Source organism: Gammaproteobacteria bacterium (genome assembly GCA_016195665.1).
GTDB lineage: Bacteria > Pseudomonadota > Gammaproteobacteria > SURF-13 > SURF-13 > JACPZD01.
This window is the reverse complement of record JACPZD010000040.1, coordinates 23,068-41,386: the sequence shown is the minus strand read 5'-3', so window position 1 is coordinate 41,386 and position 18,319 is coordinate 23,068. Positions and strand designations below refer to the sequence as shown.

At 57.5% G+C, this 18,319-nt stretch carries 24 protein-coding genes and 3 pseudogenes; 9 read left to right on the top strand and 18 right to left on the bottom strand.

The window, feature by feature from the left end:
* Nucleotides 1–207 precede the first annotated feature (207 nt).
* From HY028_11820 to HY028_11790, 7 genes and pseudogenes are all read right to left on the bottom strand, one after another.
* On the bottom strand, nucleotides 208–516 hold the full coding sequence (locus HY028_11820) for a type II toxin-antitoxin system prevent-host-death family antitoxin (protein ID MBI3345515.1): 309 nt from the start codon (nucleotides 514–516) through the stop codon (nucleotides 208–210).
* A gap of 105 nt (nucleotides 517–621) precedes the next feature.
* The gene (gene hemB / locus HY028_11815; GenBank protein MBI3345514.1) at nucleotides 622–1,587 is read right to left on the bottom strand and encodes a porphobilinogen synthase; all 966 of its coding nucleotides are present in this window, start codon (nucleotides 1,585–1,587) and stop codon (nucleotides 622–624) included.
* A gap of 100 nt (nucleotides 1,588–1,687) precedes the next feature.
* On the bottom strand, nucleotides 1,688–1,990 hold the full coding sequence (locus HY028_11810; protein MBI3345513.1) for a HigA family addiction module antidote protein: 303 nt from the start codon (nucleotides 1,988–1,990) through the stop codon (nucleotides 1,688–1,690).
* The gene (locus HY028_11805; GenBank protein MBI3345512.1) at nucleotides 1,990–2,268 is read right to left on the bottom strand and encodes a type II toxin-antitoxin system RelE/ParE family toxin; all 279 of its coding nucleotides are present in this window, start codon (nucleotides 2,266–2,268) and stop codon (nucleotides 1,990–1,992) included. Before HY028_11805 ends, HY028_11810 begins: the two co-directional genes overlap by 1 nt.
* An 80-nt stretch (nucleotides 2,269–2,348) precedes the next feature.
* Nucleotides 2,349–2,501, bottom strand: a pseudogene (locus HY028_11800) (type II toxin-antitoxin system RelE/ParE family toxin).
* A gap of 11 nt (nucleotides 2,502–2,512) precedes the next feature.
* Nucleotides 2,513–2,902: a type II toxin-antitoxin system VapC family toxin gene (locus HY028_11795; GenBank protein ID MBI3345511.1), complete on the bottom strand. Its 390-nt coding sequence runs from the start codon at nucleotides 2,900–2,902 to the stop codon at nucleotides 2,513–2,515.
* The gene (locus tag HY028_11790; protein MBI3345510.1) at nucleotides 2,895–3,143 is read right to left on the bottom strand and encodes an AbrB/MazE/SpoVT family DNA-binding domain-containing protein; all 249 of its coding nucleotides are present in this window, start codon (nucleotides 3,141–3,143) and stop codon (nucleotides 2,895–2,897) included. The genes HY028_11795 and HY028_11790 overlap by 8 nt, the downstream gene beginning before the upstream one ends.
* Before the next feature lie 480 nt (nucleotides 3,144–3,623).
* On the opposite strand from HY028_11790, the gene HY028_11785 reads away from it, so the two are divergent.
* The gene (locus HY028_11785) at nucleotides 3,624–4,046 is read left to right on the top strand and encodes a pilin (protein ID MBI3345509.1); all 423 of its coding nucleotides are present in this window, start codon (nucleotides 3,624–3,626) and stop codon (nucleotides 4,044–4,046) included.
* Between the two features lie 75 nt (nucleotides 4,047–4,121).
* Here HY028_11785 and HY028_11780 read toward each other — a convergent pair whose 3' ends face one another.
* The 4 genes from HY028_11780 to HY028_11765 all read right to left on the bottom strand — a co-directional run bounded on the left by HY028_11780 (nucleotide 4,122) and on the right by HY028_11765 (nucleotide 5,254).
* Nucleotides 4,122–4,259, bottom strand: a complete 138-nt coding sequence (locus HY028_11780) for a hypothetical protein (protein MBI3345508.1) — start codon at nucleotides 4,257–4,259, stop codon at nucleotides 4,122–4,124.
* Nucleotides 4,252–4,800: a transposase gene (locus HY028_11775; GenBank protein ID MBI3345507.1), complete on the bottom strand. Its 549-nt coding sequence runs from the start codon at nucleotides 4,798–4,800 to the stop codon at nucleotides 4,252–4,254. The genes HY028_11780 and HY028_11775 overlap by 8 nt, the downstream gene beginning before the upstream one ends.
* A 68-nt stretch (nucleotides 4,801–4,868) precedes the next feature.
* Nucleotides 4,869–5,054, bottom strand: a complete 186-nt coding sequence (locus HY028_11770) for a type II toxin-antitoxin system HicA family toxin (protein MBI3345506.1) — start codon at nucleotides 5,052–5,054, stop codon at nucleotides 4,869–4,871.
* Nucleotides 5,051–5,254 carry a type II toxin-antitoxin system HicB family antitoxin gene (locus HY028_11765; protein ID MBI3345505.1) on the bottom strand — a complete coding sequence of 68 codons (204 nt, stop codon included), beginning with the start codon at nucleotides 5,252–5,254 and terminating at the stop codon, nucleotides 5,051–5,053. The genes HY028_11770 and HY028_11765 overlap by 4 nt, the downstream gene beginning before the upstream one ends.
* Before the next feature lie 411 nt (nucleotides 5,255–5,665).
* Here HY028_11765 and HY028_11760 point away from each other — a divergent pair, with 411 nt between their 5' ends.
* Entirely contained in the window at nucleotides 5,666–5,887 is a 222-nt protein-coding gene (locus HY028_11760) for a hypothetical protein (protein ID MBI3345504.1), read from the top strand.
* 125 nt (nucleotides 5,888–6,012) lie between these two features.
* On the opposite strand, the gene HY028_11755 is transcribed toward HY028_11760, so the two are convergent.
* The 4 genes from HY028_11755 to HY028_11740 all read right to left on the bottom strand — a co-directional run bounded on the left by HY028_11755 (nucleotide 6,013) and on the right by HY028_11740 (nucleotide 7,485).
* Nucleotides 6,013–6,441 (bottom strand): type II toxin-antitoxin system HicB family antitoxin, encoded by a 429-nt coding sequence (locus HY028_11755; protein MBI3345503.1) that lies wholly within the window; start codon nucleotides 6,439–6,441, stop codon nucleotides 6,013–6,015.
* A 2-nt stretch (nucleotides 6,442–6,443) separates the two neighbouring features.
* Nucleotides 6,444–6,641 carry a type II toxin-antitoxin system HicA family toxin gene (locus HY028_11750; protein ID MBI3345502.1) on the bottom strand — a complete coding sequence of 66 codons (198 nt, stop codon included), beginning with the start codon at nucleotides 6,639–6,641 and terminating at the stop codon, nucleotides 6,444–6,446.
* A gap of 110 nt (nucleotides 6,642–6,751) precedes the next feature.
* Nucleotides 6,752–7,195 carry a hypothetical protein gene (locus HY028_11745; GenBank protein MBI3345501.1) on the bottom strand — a complete coding sequence of 148 codons (444 nt, stop codon included), beginning with the start codon at nucleotides 7,193–7,195 and terminating at the stop codon, nucleotides 6,752–6,754.
* Complete coding sequence (locus tag HY028_11740; protein MBI3345500.1) at nucleotides 7,192–7,485, bottom strand: nucleotidyltransferase domain-containing protein; 294 nt, start codon at nucleotides 7,483–7,485, stop codon at nucleotides 7,192–7,194. The genes HY028_11745 and HY028_11740 overlap by 4 nt, the downstream gene beginning before the upstream one ends.
* 129 nt (nucleotides 7,486–7,614) lie before the next feature.
* On the opposite strand from HY028_11740, the pseudogene HY028_11735 reads away from it, so the two are divergent.
* From HY028_11735 to HY028_11720, 4 genes and pseudogenes are all read left to right on the top strand, one after another.
* Nucleotides 7,615–7,932 (top strand): annotated as a pseudogene (locus HY028_11735) (transposase).
* A 31-nt stretch (nucleotides 7,933–7,963) separates the two neighbouring features.
* Nucleotides 7,964–8,189: pseudogene (locus HY028_11730) on the top strand (DUF4926 domain-containing protein).
* Nucleotides 8,190–8,387: 198 nt separating this feature from the next.
* The gene (locus HY028_11725; protein ID MBI3345499.1) at nucleotides 8,388–8,588 is read left to right on the top strand and encodes a type II toxin-antitoxin system VapB family antitoxin; all 201 of its coding nucleotides are present in this window, start codon (nucleotides 8,388–8,390) and stop codon (nucleotides 8,586–8,588) included.
* A complete protein-coding gene (locus HY028_11720; GenBank protein MBI3345498.1) occupies nucleotides 8,585–8,995 on the top strand; it encodes a PIN domain-containing protein in 411 nt (136 codons plus the stop codon). The genes HY028_11725 and HY028_11720 overlap by 4 nt, the downstream gene beginning before the upstream one ends.
* Before the next feature lie 348 nt (nucleotides 8,996–9,343).
* Here the strand turns inward: HY028_11720 and ligA are convergent, their stop codons facing one another.
* A complete protein-coding gene (ligA, locus tag HY028_11715) occupies nucleotides 9,344–11,356 on the bottom strand; it encodes an NAD-dependent DNA ligase LigA (GenBank protein ID MBI3345497.1) in 2,013 nt (670 codons plus the stop codon).
* A gap of 17 nt (nucleotides 11,357–11,373) precedes the next feature.
* Nucleotides 11,374–14,886 carry a chromosome segregation protein SMC gene (smc, locus tag HY028_11710; GenBank protein ID MBI3345496.1) on the bottom strand — a complete coding sequence of 1,171 codons (3,513 nt, stop codon included), beginning with the start codon at nucleotides 14,884–14,886 and terminating at the stop codon, nucleotides 11,374–11,376.
* A gap of 64 nt (nucleotides 14,887–14,950) precedes the next feature.
* Between smc and queF the strand changes: the two genes are divergently transcribed.
* The 3 genes from queF to cysZ all read left to right on the top strand — a co-directional run bounded on the left by queF (nucleotide 14,951) and on the right by cysZ (nucleotide 17,434).
* On the top strand, nucleotides 14,951–15,340 hold the full coding sequence (queF, locus tag HY028_11705) for an NADPH-dependent 7-cyano-7-deazaguanine reductase QueF (protein ID MBI3345495.1): 390 nt from the start codon (nucleotides 14,951–14,953) through the stop codon (nucleotides 15,338–15,340).
* 73 nt (nucleotides 15,341–15,413) lie between these two features.
* Nucleotides 15,414–16,703, top strand: coding sequence for an FGGY-family carbohydrate kinase (locus tag HY028_11700; GenBank protein ID MBI3345494.1), 1,290 nt, complete (start codon nucleotides 15,414–15,416; stop codon nucleotides 16,701–16,703).
* Nucleotides 16,700–17,434 carry a sulfate transporter CysZ gene (gene cysZ / locus HY028_11695; GenBank protein MBI3345493.1) on the top strand — a complete coding sequence of 245 codons (735 nt, stop codon included), beginning with the start codon at nucleotides 16,700–16,702 and terminating at the stop codon, nucleotides 17,432–17,434. The genes HY028_11700 and cysZ overlap by 4 nt, the downstream gene beginning before the upstream one ends.
* Here the strand turns inward: cysZ and HY028_11690 are convergent.
* Nucleotides 17,394–18,182 (bottom strand): HAD family hydrolase, encoded by a 789-nt coding sequence (locus HY028_11690; GenBank protein ID MBI3345492.1) that lies wholly within the window; start codon nucleotides 18,180–18,182, stop codon nucleotides 17,394–17,396. The two genes, cysZ and HY028_11690, sit on opposite strands and share 41 nt — an antisense overlap.
* Between the last annotated feature and the right edge of the window lie 137 nt (nucleotides 18,183–18,319).

Below are 18,319 nucleotides of genomic sequence, written 5' to 3'. Positions count from 1 at the left end.
GTACACTGTGCTGGGCAGGAAGCCCGAATGTCGCGGGCGCAGGGATGCGCAGGAGCGACCGCTTCCTCGCAGAATTTCGCCTTGCCTAAAGCCAAAATCCACTATTTTTAGAGGCGCCCGTCAGTCATCCTGCTATGGTATGAAGGATTTATGACAGTTGCATGACAAGCGACACGAGGGTCTCGCGGGCTAGACTAGCCCAGAACTTCACCACTCCTCGTTACGATCCTGTAACAGGGCCTGCACAATGCTCCAATTTGCGGGTGGTGGGCGTTGTTTCAGTAATTTTTTGGATGGGCTGGCGGTCGCACGACGGATTATGCCATCGCTCTCCAGCCGGGAGAGACGACCATCAGTATCACCAGAGTTGTTTGTAACTACAGGCACAAGCCGCGCCACAGGCTTGCCCCGATGCACAATCAGCACGGTTTCGCCGTGACGTACCGCATCCAACAACCTGCTCAGCTGTCTTTTTGTTTCGGTTATGAAGGTCATTTTCATATAGCCCATCAACAACGTTCATCTCTCAGGTAGGTGCGAATTCATTCGCACGATGCCACATCCATGCGCCCCGCAGACCGGTCCAAGCGTGCGGTGCATGACCGACGAACCCTAATGTGGCTACTTCAACCACCCCGCCGCCCGCTTGGCGAAATACGTCAAGATGCCATCCGCCCCGGCACGCTTGATGGACAGCAGCGACTCCATCACTACCGCTTTCTCATCCAGCCAGCCATTCTGCGCGGCAGCCATCAGCATCGCATACTCGCCGCTCACCTGATAGACGAAGGTCGGCGCGCCGAATTGATCTTTGACCCGGCGCACGATGTCCAGATAAGGCATGCCCGGTTTTATCATCACCATGTCCGCGCCCTCTTCGAGATCGAGCGCCACTTCCCACAGCGCCTCGTCGCTGTTGGCCGGGTCCATTTGATAGCTGTATTTATTGCCCGCGCCCAGATTCGCCGCCGAACCCACCGCATCGCGGAACGGGCCGTAAAAACTGGAGGCGTACTTGGCGCTGTAGGCGAGGATGCGGGTGTGGATATGCCCCGCTGATTCCAGGGCATTACGAATCGCGCCGATCCGGCCGTCCATCATGTCCGAAGGCGCTACAATGTCCGCCCCCGCCTCGGCATGAGACAGCGCCTGCTTCACCAGCACGGCGACCGTCTCGTCGTTCAGCACGTAGCCCGTATCGTCAATCAGCCCATCCTGGCCGTGGGTCGTAAACGGATCCAACGCAACATCGGTGATGACACCGAGCTGCGGAAATTCCTTCTTGAGCGCCCGCACCGCACGCTGGGCAAGACCTTCCGGGTTCCAGGCCTCTTTCGCACCCGGCGATTTTTTCTCCGCAGGCGTAACCGGAAACAGCGCCACCGCGGGGATGCCGAGATCCACCAGTTCAGCCGCCTCTTTCAGCAGCTCGTCTACGCTCACCCGTTCGACGCCCGGCATCGAGGCGACCTGTTCGCGCTTGCCCTTCCCCTCCAGCACAAACACCGGACAGATCAAATCACCGGTGGTAAGCCGCGTCTCGCGCATCAAGCGGCGGCTGAATTCATCGCGCCGCATACGCCGCATACGCACCTGGGGGAAACGGCTGCGGGACAACTCTTTATCGCTCACAGAAATGACTCCTTAATCAGTGGCTTAATGAGACTGAATTTTTTTGTCTGCATCTTCACGCACACTTCTTAATCTTGCCGTACTCCTTGGCCTTGCGGTGCTCCAACTCCCACAAGTCCAAAGCCTGCTGCATGTTCAGCCACAGCCGGGGGCCATTGCCGCAAAACCGACCCAAGCGCATGGCCATATCCGGAGTCACCGGTCTGTGTTCGTGAATGATTTCGGAAATAGTGCGCCGCGAAACGCCCAGCGCTTTGGCCAATTCTACCTGAGTGAGTTTCAGTTCCGGTATAACCATCTCCCGCAACACTGCTCCAGGATGCGTCGGACGTCTACCCTTAAATGCCAATGTTTCCATCAGTGATAATCCTCCAAATTCACTTCATAGGCGTGCCCGCCTTCAAAACGAAAGGTCAATCTCCAATTCCCTGATACCTTCATACTCCATGTGCTTTTTCTATCGCCGCTCAGCCGGTGTAGCCCCGCGCCGGGGACGGCTAAATCCTCGGCAGTTCTGGCTTTATCCAAGACATCCAGGAAAATTTCCAGTCGCCCGAGCCACTTCGCATCTAGCAAGCGACGCTCTCCGACGAGAAAGAACCGTTCCAGCCCCTTATGCTTGAATGTTTTTATCACCGGCTAAATTGTAACTTGTAGGGTTACATATGGCAACCCACAACTCTCAGTGGGCCAGACTGCGAGCCGCCTGACATTCCTTAAGCTGCACGCACCAGCACCTCACGCACCAGCCGATCAGCCATTAAATGTTTTTGGCGCTCCAGATCGTGGTAGTCCACTATTTCGACCTCATGGGCGTCACCGGCTTTCCAAACGAAGCATATGCGCCATTGGTCATTAATCCAAATACTGTCCGTGCTTCTTAGCGAACCAATTTGACCTTCACTCCGATATCCAATCCCACCCATGCCTTGTCCGCAGTCAGCGCGGGCAGCTTCAGACTTTTAGCCAGCGCAAGGCAACTGCGGTCGCCGAGTGACAGACCTTGCCTATGCGTGGCGGGATAGAGCAAACCGGCTTGTTCCGCAACCGCACGGTCGTGATGTTGAACAGTGAGACCAAGAGGTTCTAGCGCGCCGGCTATCGTCTTGGGAGGCATACCCACCGACGCCAATTTAGAAACCACCTCGGTATAATTAACGGCGTTCATCACAGTCGCCTCCCCGGAGAGCGCTTCCTCAACCACCTCGCTTCCGGGTTCCTGGTTAAGCAATACCAGCACCGCCGAGGCGTCCAGGACGTAGTCACTCACGCTTCTTTTCCTCTTTACGCTCGGCGATCAACTCCTTCGCTAGCGAGCGACCTTTCGGAACATAGCGGCGCACCATCTCCTGCGCCCGCTTTATGGACTGATGCAGCGGTGTCAATCTGATTTCCCCGCCCTCGATGCGCATTACCACCTCATCGCCCACATCAAGCCCGACCGCCCTGCGATACTCAGCGGGGATCACCATACGTCCACCTTGGGTGAGCTTTGCCTTATGATTTGCCATATTTTATTAAAATGCCAATATAAGAAATAATGTCATATTATATTTCAATGGGGCATTATAAACAATTGCCTCCGTAGGCTGATGCCCTCAATACCCCTCCCCTGACGGGGGAAGGTTGGGATGGGGGGGGTGGACATACAAGGGTAATTCCGATCTTTCCCCCTCCCTTGACGGGGGGGGGAGGGGGAGGGTGAAATGAAACCGACTGACCTTTTTGGTCACTTTTTGACCCGGCTACCGTAGGGTGCGCTGCGCGCGCCCATTTAAAACGGCCCTCAACGTTCGCACAGAAACGCTACGATACGGGTTTCAGGCCCATAACCCAGTCCCCAGGCATTCTGGCACACATCCTGCATCGCATTTGCCAAGCACAACGCTTACTTGCGGTCAGGGCAACCGGCCTGCGGGGAGATGATGAACGGGAGCGCGGGGAATGGGCTTCTGGTCATTTTGAAAGTTAATAAACAAAGGAGATTTATCATGAAAAAGCTACAACAAGGTTTTACCCTTATTGAGTTGATGATTGTGGTCGCCATCATCGGGATATTGGCGGCGATTGCGATTCCAAGTTACCAAGATTATACAATAAGAGCTAAGGTATCCGAGTTGGTACTTGCTGCCAGCTCCGCAAGAACATCGATTACCGAATGCTTCCAAAGCACGGGGACTCTCACAAACTGCGGGAACGGAATAACTATTCCGGTTCTGGGGAAGGTGACTGCTGCTTCAGTGGGTACCAGTACCGGTCTCATAACTGTCAGCGGCAGCGCAGCTACCTCTAGCGTAGGTGCAGCTGTGACTATTACCTTAACCCCCGCGATAGCGGGAACTGCACCCAATCAAACTCTTACATGGGTCTGTGCCGGTACCCCAGCACAATACGTACCCGGCTCTTGTAGGTAGCGGGAGCCAAGTAGATACCGTCTCGCTCGTCAAGCCAAGCCAAGTAGGGTGGGCACGCCGTTTGTGCCCACGTGTTTATTCACCAAACGTCCCTTCCTCCAATCTTGTATCGGCAGCTCCCCAATCCACCGGGTAAATGCCCTGTTTGACGTAGCGGGAAAATGTCGAGCCAAGTAGGGTGGGCACGCCGTTTGTGCCCACGTGTTTATTCACCAAACGTCCCTTCCTCCAATCTTGTATCGGCAGCTCCCCAATCCACCGGGTAAATGCCCTGTTTGACATAGCGGTAAAATGTCGAGTAAGGCCATAGAGCGGCACGCTCGCAGTGTCCATGCTTCACCGGGTTGTAATGAATGTAACCAACATGGCGCATAAAATCGCCGTCATCCCGGATTTGATGCTCCCAATAGCGCCGCTGCCAAATCGTGGATTCCCGGTGTTTACGCTTCGAGGGCGTTATCCAGTCTTCACGTTTGTATTGATTTGCGCAGGCCAGACTGACCTTGCGTTTAATCATGCTCCAACGAGTGGCAAAGTCGCTGTCACCATCAGGCAATGTCCAGATACAATGTAAATGATCAGGTAACAATACCCAGGCGTCAATGGTAAATGGGTGCAAACCCTGCACCTGCTTGATCGCTTGACGCAGTGCCGTCCGGATGGGTTCGTCGCATAATATTGCTTGGCGGCGGTAACTGACCACAGTGAAGAAATAGGTGGCCCCCTCTGCGTTTGCGCGCCGGTATCGTGGCATGGTTATACGGCCTTGTTGTTCACCTTCTCATTGCGCGTGGGCACAAACGGCGTGCCCACCCTACTTGGCTATTTAATTCCAACATCCAATTGCTTGAGGATAAGTTTGACAAGGCTTTCTCTGATTTCACTATGCCGGGGAATAGGCGCTTTACGACTATTTCGCACATTGATGTAAACATCATGGTTACTTCCATGACGGTGAAGATGACACTGATGAGCGACAAGTAGTCGAATCAGATCACGCATCTTCATGCAGGCAGCAGGATGGGCTTGGTGGTTACATTAGGTGGTATGGGCAGATCGGTTTCTTCGTGTAGCAGTTTATACACCTCAGCAATGTTGCGCTCCAGATCTTCCAAGGTCTCTCCTTGGCTGAAACATCCAGGAATTTCTCGCAAGTGGCCAACAAACCACCCCTCATCCTGCCAATATTCGAGTGTCAGAGTCGTCATAGTATGAATCCTCTTGCTAGTTCTAATTTTTTCAAAATAGCATACCTGGAAAAAGGGGGACAGATTTATTTAAAGCCGGGTAGGGTGGGCACGTTGTTTGTGCCCACGTGAAAGAATAGGTGAAAGCCGGGTAGGGTGGGCACATCTTTTTGTTTGCCCACGCGTATCGAATGAACGTGATGCATGAGGGACGGTGAATTTTATAGTGTCGGATTCTTCGGGCCTTTACCGCGCGGGCACAAAAACCGTGCCCACCCTACTACTGGATGATAGAGTAAAAGAACATGAGGAAAAAATACGTAATGACCCGGACAGTAGAGATGTTCCCGGTTGGCAAAAGGAAATAAAAACCTGGAAAGATCGAATTGACCGGTTAAAAAAACGCCTACCAAAGGGTGACCAGTGTCAATAATGGAAATGAAAACAAAAATTACCGTCGATCTAGTAAAGGCGCTTCGAAAAAAGTTTGAAAAGTCGCTACCGGTATCGCTTCTTGAAAGTCAGCTATTTGTTGATCTTGCCGATATTCACGAAGCATGTCGTGTTTATTTAGGGGCAATCGACAAAATTTTATCTGAGAATACTTCATTAAGCGATATAATTAAATGTGTCTGTTTGCCGTTCTTTGCATAGGGTAAATATCTGTTGGTCGCCAATACTCTATGGAGATCCGCCTCAATTGCGGCATGGTTTACTATAATGCCTAAAATGGCGTATCGGTAAAAAGGCCATGGTCGAGGCGCAGCGTAAGGGCGTGTCTAAGCCGCGTCCTGGATGTCCACGGACAGTTTTTTACCCAGCGCCCTCAAGGATGCTTCAAGTTGATCCAGCCGCGAGCTGTGATCCAAGTCCAAGATGCGACGTATTTGGCGCGCGTCACAATTCAACCGTTCGGCAAGTTCCAACTGCGTAACGCCCTGGTCACGCAGAGCCTGGTAAATGGCCAGCTTCGTGCCGACCATCGGCGGCAGCGCCACGACAGACTGCCCGCGCTTAGGTTTTGAGGGTTGCGGGATGTCTCGGTGGTCCTCCAGATAACCGGAGAGCGCGACCACAAGGGCGTCTTGCGCCCACTCCAATGCGCTTTTTTCATCGGCGCCATGGGTAATCGCTTCCGGTACGTCGGGAAATTCAGCAATCACCGCGTCGTCATCGTGCGTCAGTATGACAGGATAGGCTTGTAACATAGTCAAATCTCGTTGGGGTCAATGTCCAGTTGTTTACAAATTTTTCCGATGAAGACCGGGCTCATATCGGCATCGCCATGGACTGGGACAGTGGTTTGACGGCCTTTGTATTTCACGAGATAGTGGCCGCCTTTGCCGCGCCACTTGATGATCTCCGCGCCGAGCCTTTGCAGTTTTTGTATGAATTGTTTGGCCTTCACATGAGTAAACTAGGACATTTGTGTCCTATTGTCAATGGGCAAAAATGATGGGCTCGATATTTAACGGGGCTTGGATTTTCTGCAAGCTTAATCAGAGGTTCCTGATGGGACTATTTCAACAATTCGGTGAGACGGTCTACTAAGCTCGCCAGCTCCATGGACATGGCGAATCCTTCGCTGAGCACTCGCGCCTTTTCCGCCGCGGATTCCGGATAGTCATGGACAAGCGCATTTCGGACCGCGCGGTACTCGTCCCAGCGATCTGCGGAGTCAACAATACGCAACGCTTCGAGGCGGTCGAGCACGTCACGAAACGGCGCATCTTCATATGGCTCACGAAAATGCTCGACCAGAACGGCGCGTAATACTTTCCGTCCCAGTGTATCTTGCAACTTGCTGAAGCGGTAGACAAACTGATCCAGTGCCGCGACGAGTTCATCCGGCGGGTTTTGCAGCAGCACTGCGGTGGGTGCAGGGATGTGACGTCTGGCATGTTCGATAAAGTGAATATGCCTTCGGCATTCGAGTAGCTGGGCGGGTAGTCGTTTGCTCATAGGGGAACCCCCTCCAGGCGCGCACGCTGAAAAATAGGCAGCATTGCGCCGCCGTTATTGACCACGATGTCTATCTTGCGTTCGCCAATGCGCCGGTAAAGCTGCGCTGTCATTTTGATCTTGGCCTGCGCTACTTCACTGTCTGGCATTGCGGTCTCAATATACAGATCAATATCTCCGCCGCGCCGGGCATCATCCAGGCGTGAGCCGAACAAGTAGACCGGCGCATCCTTGAAGTAGCGCTGGGCGGCTAACTTGATCTCGCGGCGAATGTGTTCGGAAAGGCGCACGGTTCCTTAAGTATACATGCCTGGCAACTTTTGCCGCCAGACTCTCAAGAGAAAAAGGGGGACAGATTTATTTAAAGTCAACGTGGTAGACTTTCCCGTCAGAAAAAATAAGATCCCGGGAGGACTGCCATGCCACGGGTGGGTAGAACTATCTTGCCATACTATCCGCATCACATCATTCAGCGCGGGCATAATCGGCAGGTTGTTTTTGCCGAGGTGCGTGATTTCGAGAGGTATCTCGAAACACTGGCCACGTTCAAGGATGTCTTCGGCGTCAGGGTTTATGCTTATTGCCTGATGACGAACCACGTCCATTTGCTCGTCGCGCCAGAACAGATTACGGGACTCGGGCAGTTGATGAAACGCTTAGCCGGCCGGCAGACGAGATGCCACAATCGGCTGGAAGGACGCACCGGCACATTGTGGGAAAGCCGCTATAAGTCGAGCCCTGATCCGACATGCGAATGAACATGGTGCGATGATTAAAGAACTTGATAGTGTTGTTCTGACCTCGGACATTCCCGAATATGGGCTCGCGAGCGGTGATATCGGTACGGTCGTGATGGTGCATGCAAAGGGTGCTGGCTACGAAGTCGAGTTTGCCACGCTGGATGGAGACCCTAGCGGTTACTACCCTGCTTGCCTCGCAGGTTCGCCCCATTGATCACAAGGAAATCGCTCACGCCCGCCGTGTCGCGGCGTAATACCATAGGCTGGATAGGTACAATAGAAGGTATTTCGCGTTAAGCCCGTAGGCTGGGATGAGGCGCAGCGTATCCCAGCACCATTCGCCCTATCAGTTTGTTCATCCCCATCCAATCCCTCGCCCATGCAAGCGCCCGGTTGACTTACACATTAAAATGTGTAATATGAAAGCTTCACTCTGTCTGGAGGAAATACCGATGGCGACTAATTTAGCCCTGGACGATAAGCTGATCGATAAAGCCAAGCGGCTTGGCAAGCATCACACCAAACGCGAGGCTGTGACACAGGCTTTGGATGAATACGTCCAGCACCTGCAACAGCAGGCAATATTGGCCGAATATGGCGCGGTTGATTACGACCCTTTATATCATTACAAACGGCAGCGTAAACGCCCATGAAGGCGTTGGTTGATACCTCGATATGGTCGTTGGCGCTGCGGCGCAGAAAATTCAATCCTGATTCACCCGCAGTAAAGATGCTCACCCGGCTTATTCGGGAATTTCGGGTGACGATGATAGGCCCGATCCGCCAAGAGTTGTTGTCCGGAATCAGGGATAAAAAGCAGTTTAAACGTCTCAGGGATAAATTGCGCGCCTTCCCTGACCATCCTTTACAGTATGAAGATTATGAGACGGCAGCCGAGTTTTTTAACATCTGCCGCAGCAAGGGCATGCAGGGCTCCAATACTGATTTTCTGCTCTGCGCCGTGGCTCATCGTCATAACCTGGAACTGGTCTCCGCGGACCGCGATTTCGCGCAGTTCAGCCGCTACTTGCCGTTCAAGCTTTATTGGGTGGAAACCTAGTGTAGTGCTTCATTCTGTCTGGGCGGCTAACTTGATCTTGCGGCGAATGTGGTCGGAAAGCGCACGGTTCCTCAAGTATAGCCGCCCAGCAGCTTACGCCACCAGCAGGTTGTTGAAGAAGCCCATCCGTGGGCTTCTTCAACTCGGCCGCTCCTGCGCATCCGTGCGCCCGCGGCATTGGGGCTTCCTACCCGGCACAAAGCAAAAAGTGCGATTTTTGCTTTGCTCCATTTTTCAAGCACCTACACCGTGCTTGAAAAATGGCGGCACATCCATGTACCGCACGCAGGTTGTTGAAAATGAGATTTTCAACAACCTGCTGGCCCTACAGAATTTAATAAACGCAGATCACGTATTGAGAAGGTTGAGCAGCCCTTGCTCATCGAGCACTGTAATACCGAGCTGATTCGCCTTATCAAGTTTAGAGCCCGGCTCGGCGCCGGCGACCACGTAGCCGGTCTTGGATGAGACGCTGCCGCTGACCTTGGCGCCCAGCGCCTGGAGTTTTTCCTTGGCCTCTTCGCGCGTTAGGGTCTCCAGTGTGCCGGTGAGTACGAAGGTCTTGCCCTGCAAGGGTTTACGGGTGCGATGGTCCGGTTTGATTGCCGGCCAGTTGATCCCCGCCGCGCGCAGTTTGGCGATGACTTCGCGGTTGTGGCGCTGGCGGAAAAAGGCCTCGATGTGTGCGGCCACCACCGGCCCGACATCGGGCACGTATTGTAATGTCTCTGCGTCAGCGTGCATGATGGCGTCGAGATCGCCGAAATGACTGGCCAACGCGAGTGCGGTGGCCTCGCCCACCTCGCGGATGCCGAGCGCGTAGAGGAAACGCGGCAAAGTGGTTTGTTTGCTGTTTTGCAGTGCGGTGTACACGTTGGCAGCGGATTTTTCACCCATGCGTTCGAGTCCCGCCAGTTGCTGTGGTGTGAGGGTATAAAGGTCGGCGGGGTTTTCGACCAGTTTGCGCTCGACCAGTTGATCCACCAGTTTGTCACCCAGGCCCTCGATGTCCATGGCGCGGCGTGAGGCGAAGTGCAGGATCGCCTCCTTGCGCTGCGCTGGACAAAACAGCCCTCCGCTGCAACGGGCGATGGCCTCGCCCTCGGCGCGAACCACGTCCGCGCCGCACACCGGGCAGTGTTTCGGCAGGTGATAGGGCCGCGTACCGGGCGGGCGGCGCTCTTTGATCACGCTCACCACTTCCGGGATGACATCACCGGCGCGGCGGACGATCACGGTGTCGCCCACCCTGATATCTTTGCGATCTATTTCGTCCTGATTGTGCAGGGTGGCGTTGGTCACCGTGACGCCGCCGACGAACACGGGTTTCAGACGCGCCACCGGGGTGAGCGCCCCGGTGCGTCCGACTTGAGCGTCTATGCCCAACACCTCTGTGAGTTCTTCTTGAGCCGGGAATTTGTGGGCGACCGCCCAGCGGGGGGCGCGTGAGACGAAGCCGAGACTCTCTTGCTGCGCAAGGCTGTTGACCTTGTAGACCACGCCGTCTATTTCGAACGGCAACCGGTGGCGGCGCGCGGCGAGATCGCGGTAGTAATCCAGACAGCCTTGCACGCCCTGCACCACGCGCTGTTCATGCGGCGCCGGCAAACCCCACTCGCGCAGGCGCGCGAGAATCCCGCTGTGTTGTTCGGGCAGTGCGCCGCCTTCCACTTTACCTACGCCATAACAGAAAAACGCCAGCGGACGGCTCGCGGTAATGTTGGGGTCGAGCTGGCGCAGGCTCCCGGCGGCGGCGTTGCGTGGATTGACGAAGATCTTTTCACCCTGCGCGAGGGCCTTGGCGTTGATTTCGGCAAAGGCCCGCTTGGAGAGATACACCTCGCCGCGCACCTCCAGCAGCTTTGGATAACCCTTGCCATACAGCTTGAGCGGCACGGCGCTGATGGTGCGGATATTTTGCGTAACATCTTCGCCCTTCACCCCGTCGCCGCGGGTTGCGCCTTGGGTGAACAGGCCGTTCTCATAAAGCAGACTTACCGCCAGGCCATCGAGCTTGGGCTCCGCGCTATATTCGATGTCATCGCTGTGCAACCGCTCGCGCACGCGCCGGTCAAAGTCCAGCACCTCTTGTTCGCTGAAGGCGTTGGCGAGCGACAGCATCGGGATATCATGTTTAACTTCGCCGAATTTTTTGAGGGGCTTTGCGCCGACGCGCTGAGTCGGTGAATCGGGTGTGATGAGTTCCGGATAGCGCTCTTCGAGCGTTTCTAATTCGCGCACCAGCCGGTCGTATTCGGCGTCCGGGATCTCCGGCCGGTCGAGCACATAGTAGAGGTAATTGTGACGATTGATCTCCTCGCGGAGTTGCGTGACACGCTCTCTGGTAGCCTTCGAGATCACGTCAGGCCGTCAATCGGTTACACCGCCGCCAACTGCACCGCCTCGTCCACATCCACGGCCACCAGGCGCGACACGCCGGGCTCGTGCATGGTGACGCCGGTCAGGTGCCGGGCGATCTCCATGCTGGCCTTGTTGTGGGTGATGTAAATAAACTGAATGCGCTCGGACATCTCATGGAGCAACCGGCAAAAGCGCCCGACGTTGGCCTCGTCCAGCGAGGCGTCCACCTCGTCCAGCATGCAGAAAGGCGCGGGGTTGAGTTCGAAGATCGAAAACACCAAAGCGACCGCGGTGAGCGCCTTTTCGCCGCCGGACAATAAATGAATGGTGCTGTTGCGCTTGCCGGGCGGACGCGCCATGACGGTCACGCCGGTATCGAGCAGGTCTTCTCCGGTCAGCTCCAGATAGGCGTGACCGCCGCCGAACAGACGCGGGAAGGTGGCCTGCAGGCTGGTGTTGACCTTGTCGAAGGTCTCCTGGAAGCGGGTGCGGGTCTCGCGGTCTATCTTGCGGATGGCGTTCTCGAGGGTGGTGAGGGCTTCGGTCAAATCGGCATTTTGCGCGTCGAGATAGTTCTTGCGCTGCGACAGTTCGGCGTATTCGTCTATCGCGGCGAGATTGATCGGGCCGAGACGCTGAATCTTTTGCGTGATCTGCTCTACTTGCGCATGACTATCCTGTTCATTCGCCTCCGCAGAGAGGGCCTCCAGCACCGGCTGCAACTCAAACCCCGACTCTACGATCTGCTCCTCCAGCGATTGGGAGCGCACCCTGCCCTCCTGGTAGGTCAGACGGGTCTGCTCCAGGACCGTGCGCAGATCCTGCACCTTTTGTTCTTTTTGGTGGCGCTGTTCATTCAATTGACGCAGGACGTGGTCAAACTCCTCGACCACACGGCGCGCATGATTGAGTTCGGTCTCGATCTCCGAGCGCTTGGCGAGTTGCTGTTCGAGTTCGGCCTGGGCAGCCTCCAAGGGAGCCACGCCGCCGGCAAGCTGGCTGCGCAAGTCCTCACGCCTCGCGGCCATTTGACCGAGTTGATCTTGCATGCGTTGCAGATTTTGTCCGGTGGAAGCGAGCGTGCTGCGCAGCGCCTCGATACGCAACGCAAGCTGGTGGACGCGGTCGCCGTCGGCGCGGGCCTTGAGACGCAGTTCATCGAGCGTAATGCGCTGCGCTTCACGCCGCTGTTGTAAAACCGTCCTTTCCTGAGTCAGGGTCTCGCTGTGCGCGGTGGCCTCCTGCAAACGGGCACGGGCGGTATCCAATTCACCGCTCAACGCCGCAACCTGTTTTTCTATCTCCTGCAACTCGGCCTGCACTTGAGCGGCGCGCGCCGTCGTTTGCTCCAGGCGTATCCGGTGGCCGCTGAGTTGCCCGTGCACCTCCGCAAGCTGATGTTGGGCCTGACTGAGCGCAGCTTGGGAGGTTTCGCGCTGCTGTTCCAACTCCTGCAACTGGGCGCGCTGCGCCGCTAATTCTTCTTGCAGATGTTCGAGCGCAGCCTGATCCTGCGTCACCGTTTCATGCAGCGACTTGATCTCCTGCTCGCGGTGCAGGACGCCGGCATGGATGTCCTTCTGATTCGCAACCCGCAGCCATCCCTTGCCCAGCCAAACGCCGCCACGGGTGATGACGGACTCATGTGCTTGCAATTGGGGATAAAGGGTCCCGGCCTGCGCCAGGGAATCCGCCGCATAGACATCCGCGAGCACACCGCCGAGAGGCCACGGGGCGCGCACCTTGTCCTGCAACGGCGGCGCGCGATGTTTGTTCGCGGCGGCCGCCGCGGCTGACGAGGTGTCAAACAGGCTCAAGGCTCCTTCCGGAGGCGCATCGAGCAGCTTCATCACGTCCGCCAGATCTGCAACGCAGACCGCCTCCAAATGCGCGCCCAGCACGCACTCCACCGCATGCTCCCAGCCCTCCTCCACCGTCAGGCCTTGAGCGAGACGCGGCGCATCACCCAGCCCATGATCCTTGAGCCAGGCGCTGAGTTGCGTCGAGGCCTTGCCGAGCGCCGCTTGCTGCAAGGCCTCCAGCGAGGCCAGGCGTCCGCGCCGTTCTTCCAGGCGGCTGCGTACGGAATCAAGTTGAGTACTGTGCTGGTGGCTCTGTTCGCGCAGCACCGTGATCCTGTTAAGTGTCTCTTGCAGACTCTGCTGCCGTTGCGCGGCCTCTCGCTCACAGCCGTCGCGCTGTTCCAGCAGTTGCGTGTTCTGCTGTTGCAGGTTCGCGTCGGCGAGCGTGCGCCGCTCCTCTTCGAGGCGCGAGCGCCGCTGTTGAAGCTGCTGCAGTTGCTGTTCGAGATGTTGCACGCGGGCGCCTTCCACCTGGACAGTCTGCATACTCTGCGCCGCGCGCTGATTGAAGCTGTCCCATTCTATTTGACCTGCATGCACGGCCTGCTCCGCCTCGGCGAGCGCCTGGCGGGCCGCCTCCGCGCCCGTTTGCGCCTCGCGCCAACCGGGTTCGGCCTGCTCGAGTTCGCGGGTCAGGCCGGCGAGCTGTTGCCGGTCCGCTTCGAGATGCTGTTCGATGTCGCGCCAGGCCTGCTCTAACTGTTCAAGATCCTGCTGGAGCTGACGCCGCCTTTCCCTGGCGTGCAACAAGGATTGCTCCAGACGGGCGATCTCGGCGCCCGCCCCGTAAAATCTGCCCTGCACCGCATTAAACACCTCGGCGGCCTCGCCCTGTTGTTCGCGCTGCTTCTCAATCGCCGTCTCGGCCGCGCGCTGTTGCGCGATATGCGCCTCCAGCTCCGTCTCCTGTTCACTGACCATGCGGCCCTGCGCCTCGACTTCGTCGTGTAGCGCCCGCCAGCGCAAGGCCAGCAGTTGCGCCTTGACCTGACGTTCCTGTTCCTTCAGGAGCTTGTATTTTTCCGCACTGTTCGCCTGGCGTTGCAAGCGTTCGAGCTGCTTGCCCAGTTCCTCGCGCACGTCATTGAGCCGGTCAATGTTCTCGCGCGTGTGGCGCATGCGCGTCTCTGTTTCGCGGCGCCGCTCCTTGTATCTGGAAATCCCCGCCGCCTCTTCCAGCATGATTCTGAGATCATCGGGCTTGGCCTCGATCAGGCGCGAGATCATGTTCTGCTCGATGATGGCATAGCTGTGCGGGCCGAGGCCGGTGCCCAAAAACAGGTCAGTGATATCGCGCCGCCGGCAGCGCACGCCGTTCAGGAAATAATCGGAATGACCGTCGCGCCCGACCTGTCGCTTGATGGAAATCTCGCCGTATTCCGCATAGGCCCCGCCCAGCGCGCCATCGCTGTTGTCGAAGATAAGCTCGATGGAGGCCTGGCTGACCGGTTTGCGCGAGGTCGAGCCGTTGAAGATCACATCCGCCATGGAGTCGCCGCGCAGGCTCTTGGCGGAGCTTTCGCCCATCACCCAGCGCACCGCGTCAATGACGTTGGACTTGCCGCAGCCGTTCGGCCCCACGATGCCCACCAGATTGCTGGGCAGGTGGATGGTGGTGGGGTCCACAAAGGACTTGAAACCGGCGAGTTTGATCTTGCTGAGGCGCATGGTTATAAATCTGGAAGAGGTTAAGTTATGATGTGATGTGCAAAGCTAACATAGAGTGAACGACATGCCTACCCAACCCACTAAACAACTCGAGACGTTTTCCAACCCGACACCCGAGCGCGATTATACCATCCGCATGGAGGTCCCGGAGTTTACCTGTCTATGCCCCAAGACGGGCCAGCCCGACTTTGCGACCCTGCACATCGAGTATGTGCCTGATAAGCTTTGTATTGAGCTTAAATCCCTAAAGCTCTACATGTGGTCTTACCGCAACGAAGGCGCCTTCCACGAGGCGGTCACCAACCTCATCCTCGATGACCTCGCCAAGGCCTGCCAGCCGAGATTCATGCGGCTCACGGCCGAGTTCTACGTAAGGGGTGGCATCTATACGACGGTGATTGCCGAACATCGCGTATCCGGTTGGACTCCGCCCGTAGCGGTGAATCTCCCGTGAATACTTGCCGCTTGCTACTTGTCACTTGCCACTTTATCTAGGCATAGACCTCGGCACCAGCGGTTGCCGGGCGATGGTTATAGATGCCGCGGGTACGCTGCAAGCCCAGGCGGCCATCCCGCTCCCAGCCCCGCTCCGCCGCGGAGCGGAAGTCGAGCAAGACCCTCAGCTCTGGTGGCGAGCGGTGGAGAGCGCCTTGCGCGCCGTGTTGGTCAAGGTTCCCTCCAAGCATATTCGCGCCATCGCCGTGGACGGCACCTCCAGCACCCTGCTGCTCACCGATGATCGAGGCGAACCGCTCGGCCCGGCGCTCATGTATAACGACGCCCGCAGTCAATGCGCAGCGGCCACTATCGCCGAGGTAGCGCCGCCCACCACCGCCGCGCATGGGGCCAGCAGCGGCCTGGCCAAGCTCCTCACGCTGCAAACACTAGCTCCCGCCGCTACCCGCCATGCGCTGAGCCCGGCCGACTGGATCACCGGGAAACTGCGCGGCCAGTATGGCGTAAGCGACGAGCACAATTGTCTAAAGCTGGGCTATGACGTGCTCGAACGCCGCTGGCCTGCATGGCTTGATCGCCTCGGCGTGCGCCGGGATTGGCTCCCTGAAGCCGTCCCCGCCGGCACGCCGCTCGGCGCGGTCAGCGCCGCCGCCGCCCGTGAATTCAATCTTGCCGCGGACACCCTGCTCGTCGCCGGCACGACCGACGCCACCGCCGCCTTTATCGCCACAGGGGCCTGCGCCCCCGGCGAGGCCGTCACCTCGCTCGGCTCCACGCTGGTCGTCAAGGTGCTCTCTGAAAAACCCGTCTTCGCCCCCGAATACGGCGTCTACAGCCACCGCCTGGGCGATCTCTGGCTGGCGGGAGGGGGCTCGAACAGCGGCGGCGCCGTGCTGCTACACTATTTCACACCTGAGCAGATGGCCGCCATGACGCCCTTGTTAAAACCCGATCAACCCACCGGTTTGGATTACTATCCGCTGCCCGCGCCCGGCGAACGGTTCCCCATAAACGACGCGACCCTGCCCCCCCGTGTTACACCGCGGCCCGCCGATGACATACTGTTTTTTCAGGGCCTGCTGGAAGGCATCGCGCGCATTGAACAGCGCGGTTATCAATTGCTTGCCAGTCTCGGCGCGCCCTACCCCACCTCCATACTCAGCGTCGGCGGCGGCGCGGTCAACGAGGCATGGACAGAAATCCGTAAACGGTTATTAAATACGGCTATGACCATACCTGCACAGAGCGAAGCGGCCTATGGCGCGGCGCTGTTGGCCCTGCGCGGCGTACAACAAGTGACGTGCAGGGATGTACTAATGTCGCGGGAGGCAGGATGCCGGGAGCGACCACGCACTCCATGAGCAACGGCATCATCACCGGCGCAAGCTACTTACTCCGCGGCTTCCGGTTGATTCGGCAGCCGGGCGTGCGCCGCTACGTGGCGATACCGCTCCTGTTGAACACCCTGATCTTTGCCGTATTGACCGCCTACGCCGCTCACTGGCTCCAGACCTTGACGGCCCAACTGACGTCTGTTCTGCCCGGCTGGCTCGATTGGCTGCAATGGTTGTTATGGCCGCTATTGGTATTAGTTGCCCTGGTGGTAATCTATTTTGGTTTCAGCCTGTTGTTAAATCTGATCGGCGCGCCTTTTAACGGCCTGCTTGCCGAGGCGGTCGAAACGCATCTCACGGGACACGCTGCGTCGGATCAATCATGGGGCAGGCTGTTGCTGGACATTGTCCCCGCCCTGTTAGGCGAGCTACGCAAGATCGGGTATTTTCTGCTGTGGGCCTTGCCGTTGTTGCTGGTCTCGTTCATCCCTCCGCTGAATCTGGCCGCGCCGCTGCTGTGGATGGTCTTCGGCGCCTGGATGCTGTGCCTGCAATACACCGATTATGTGATGGGCAATCATCGCCTGTCCTTTCGTGAGCAGCGGCGCACGCTTGCCCGGCAGTGGCGTGTGAGCCTGGGCTTCGGAGGCGCAGTGCTGCTCGCGACGCTTATTCCCGGCGTCAATCTGATCGTGATGCCGGTGGCGGTCGCCGGTGCTACCGCACTGTATCTGGAGCGTCTCGCGCGTCCTGCGTGAGCTGCCGCAAAGTATCCAAATCCAGATAGGACTTGCCGTTCACAGCGCCTTTTAACACGGTAAAGGGCCGGCCGGGCTCACCGAGATGATTCAGCACCAACTCCGCGTCCGTAAAATCCTGGTCGCGGGTGTAGTCATTGGTTGTAATCACTGTCCTCAACCCCGCCCCGCGCGCCGCCCTGAGGCCGTTTTCAGAGTCTTCCAGCGCGATACACCGGGAGGGGTCTAAACCCATCTGCTCCAGAGCATAGTTAAAAATGTCCGGGGCGGGCTTTTTGGCCGCGACCACATCCCCGGCGGCAATCGTCTCAAACCAGGAAGCGGGAATCTCCGGGCTCGCATGCTCCAGCAGGGCCATTACATTGGCCGGCGTAGTGGTGGTCGCAATCGCCAGGCGCACCCCCTCGGCGCGCGCCTCCCCCAGCAGGCGCCGCACACCGGGCCGCAGCGGAATACTGCCGGCCGCCAACATCCCGGTATAGTGGCGGGTCTTGGAGGCGTGCAGACCGGCGATCAAACTGTCCAGGCCGGTCGGTCGCTCGAAGGCCGTATTGTAGTGATCCAGATAGTGGCGAATACGCTCCTTGCCCCCGGTAATGGCGAGCAGCTCCCCGTACAGCGGGACGGACCATTCCCAATCCAGCCCCGCCTCGGCAAAGGCGGCGTTGAAGGAGACCCGATGACCATCGCGCTCGGTATCCGCGAGGGTGCCGTCTACATCAAAAATGAGTGCCTCGAGCATAGCCATGACTAAATTCAAAAAGGGAGTATTCTAACAAACTACCGGGCCGGCTTCCCAAGGGCTTTAGCTTGGTTTCGGATTGACGATATATACGCTATAATAAGCGTTCTTCAGGCGGGAGTTTCGCCCGTTAGCATCAGAGG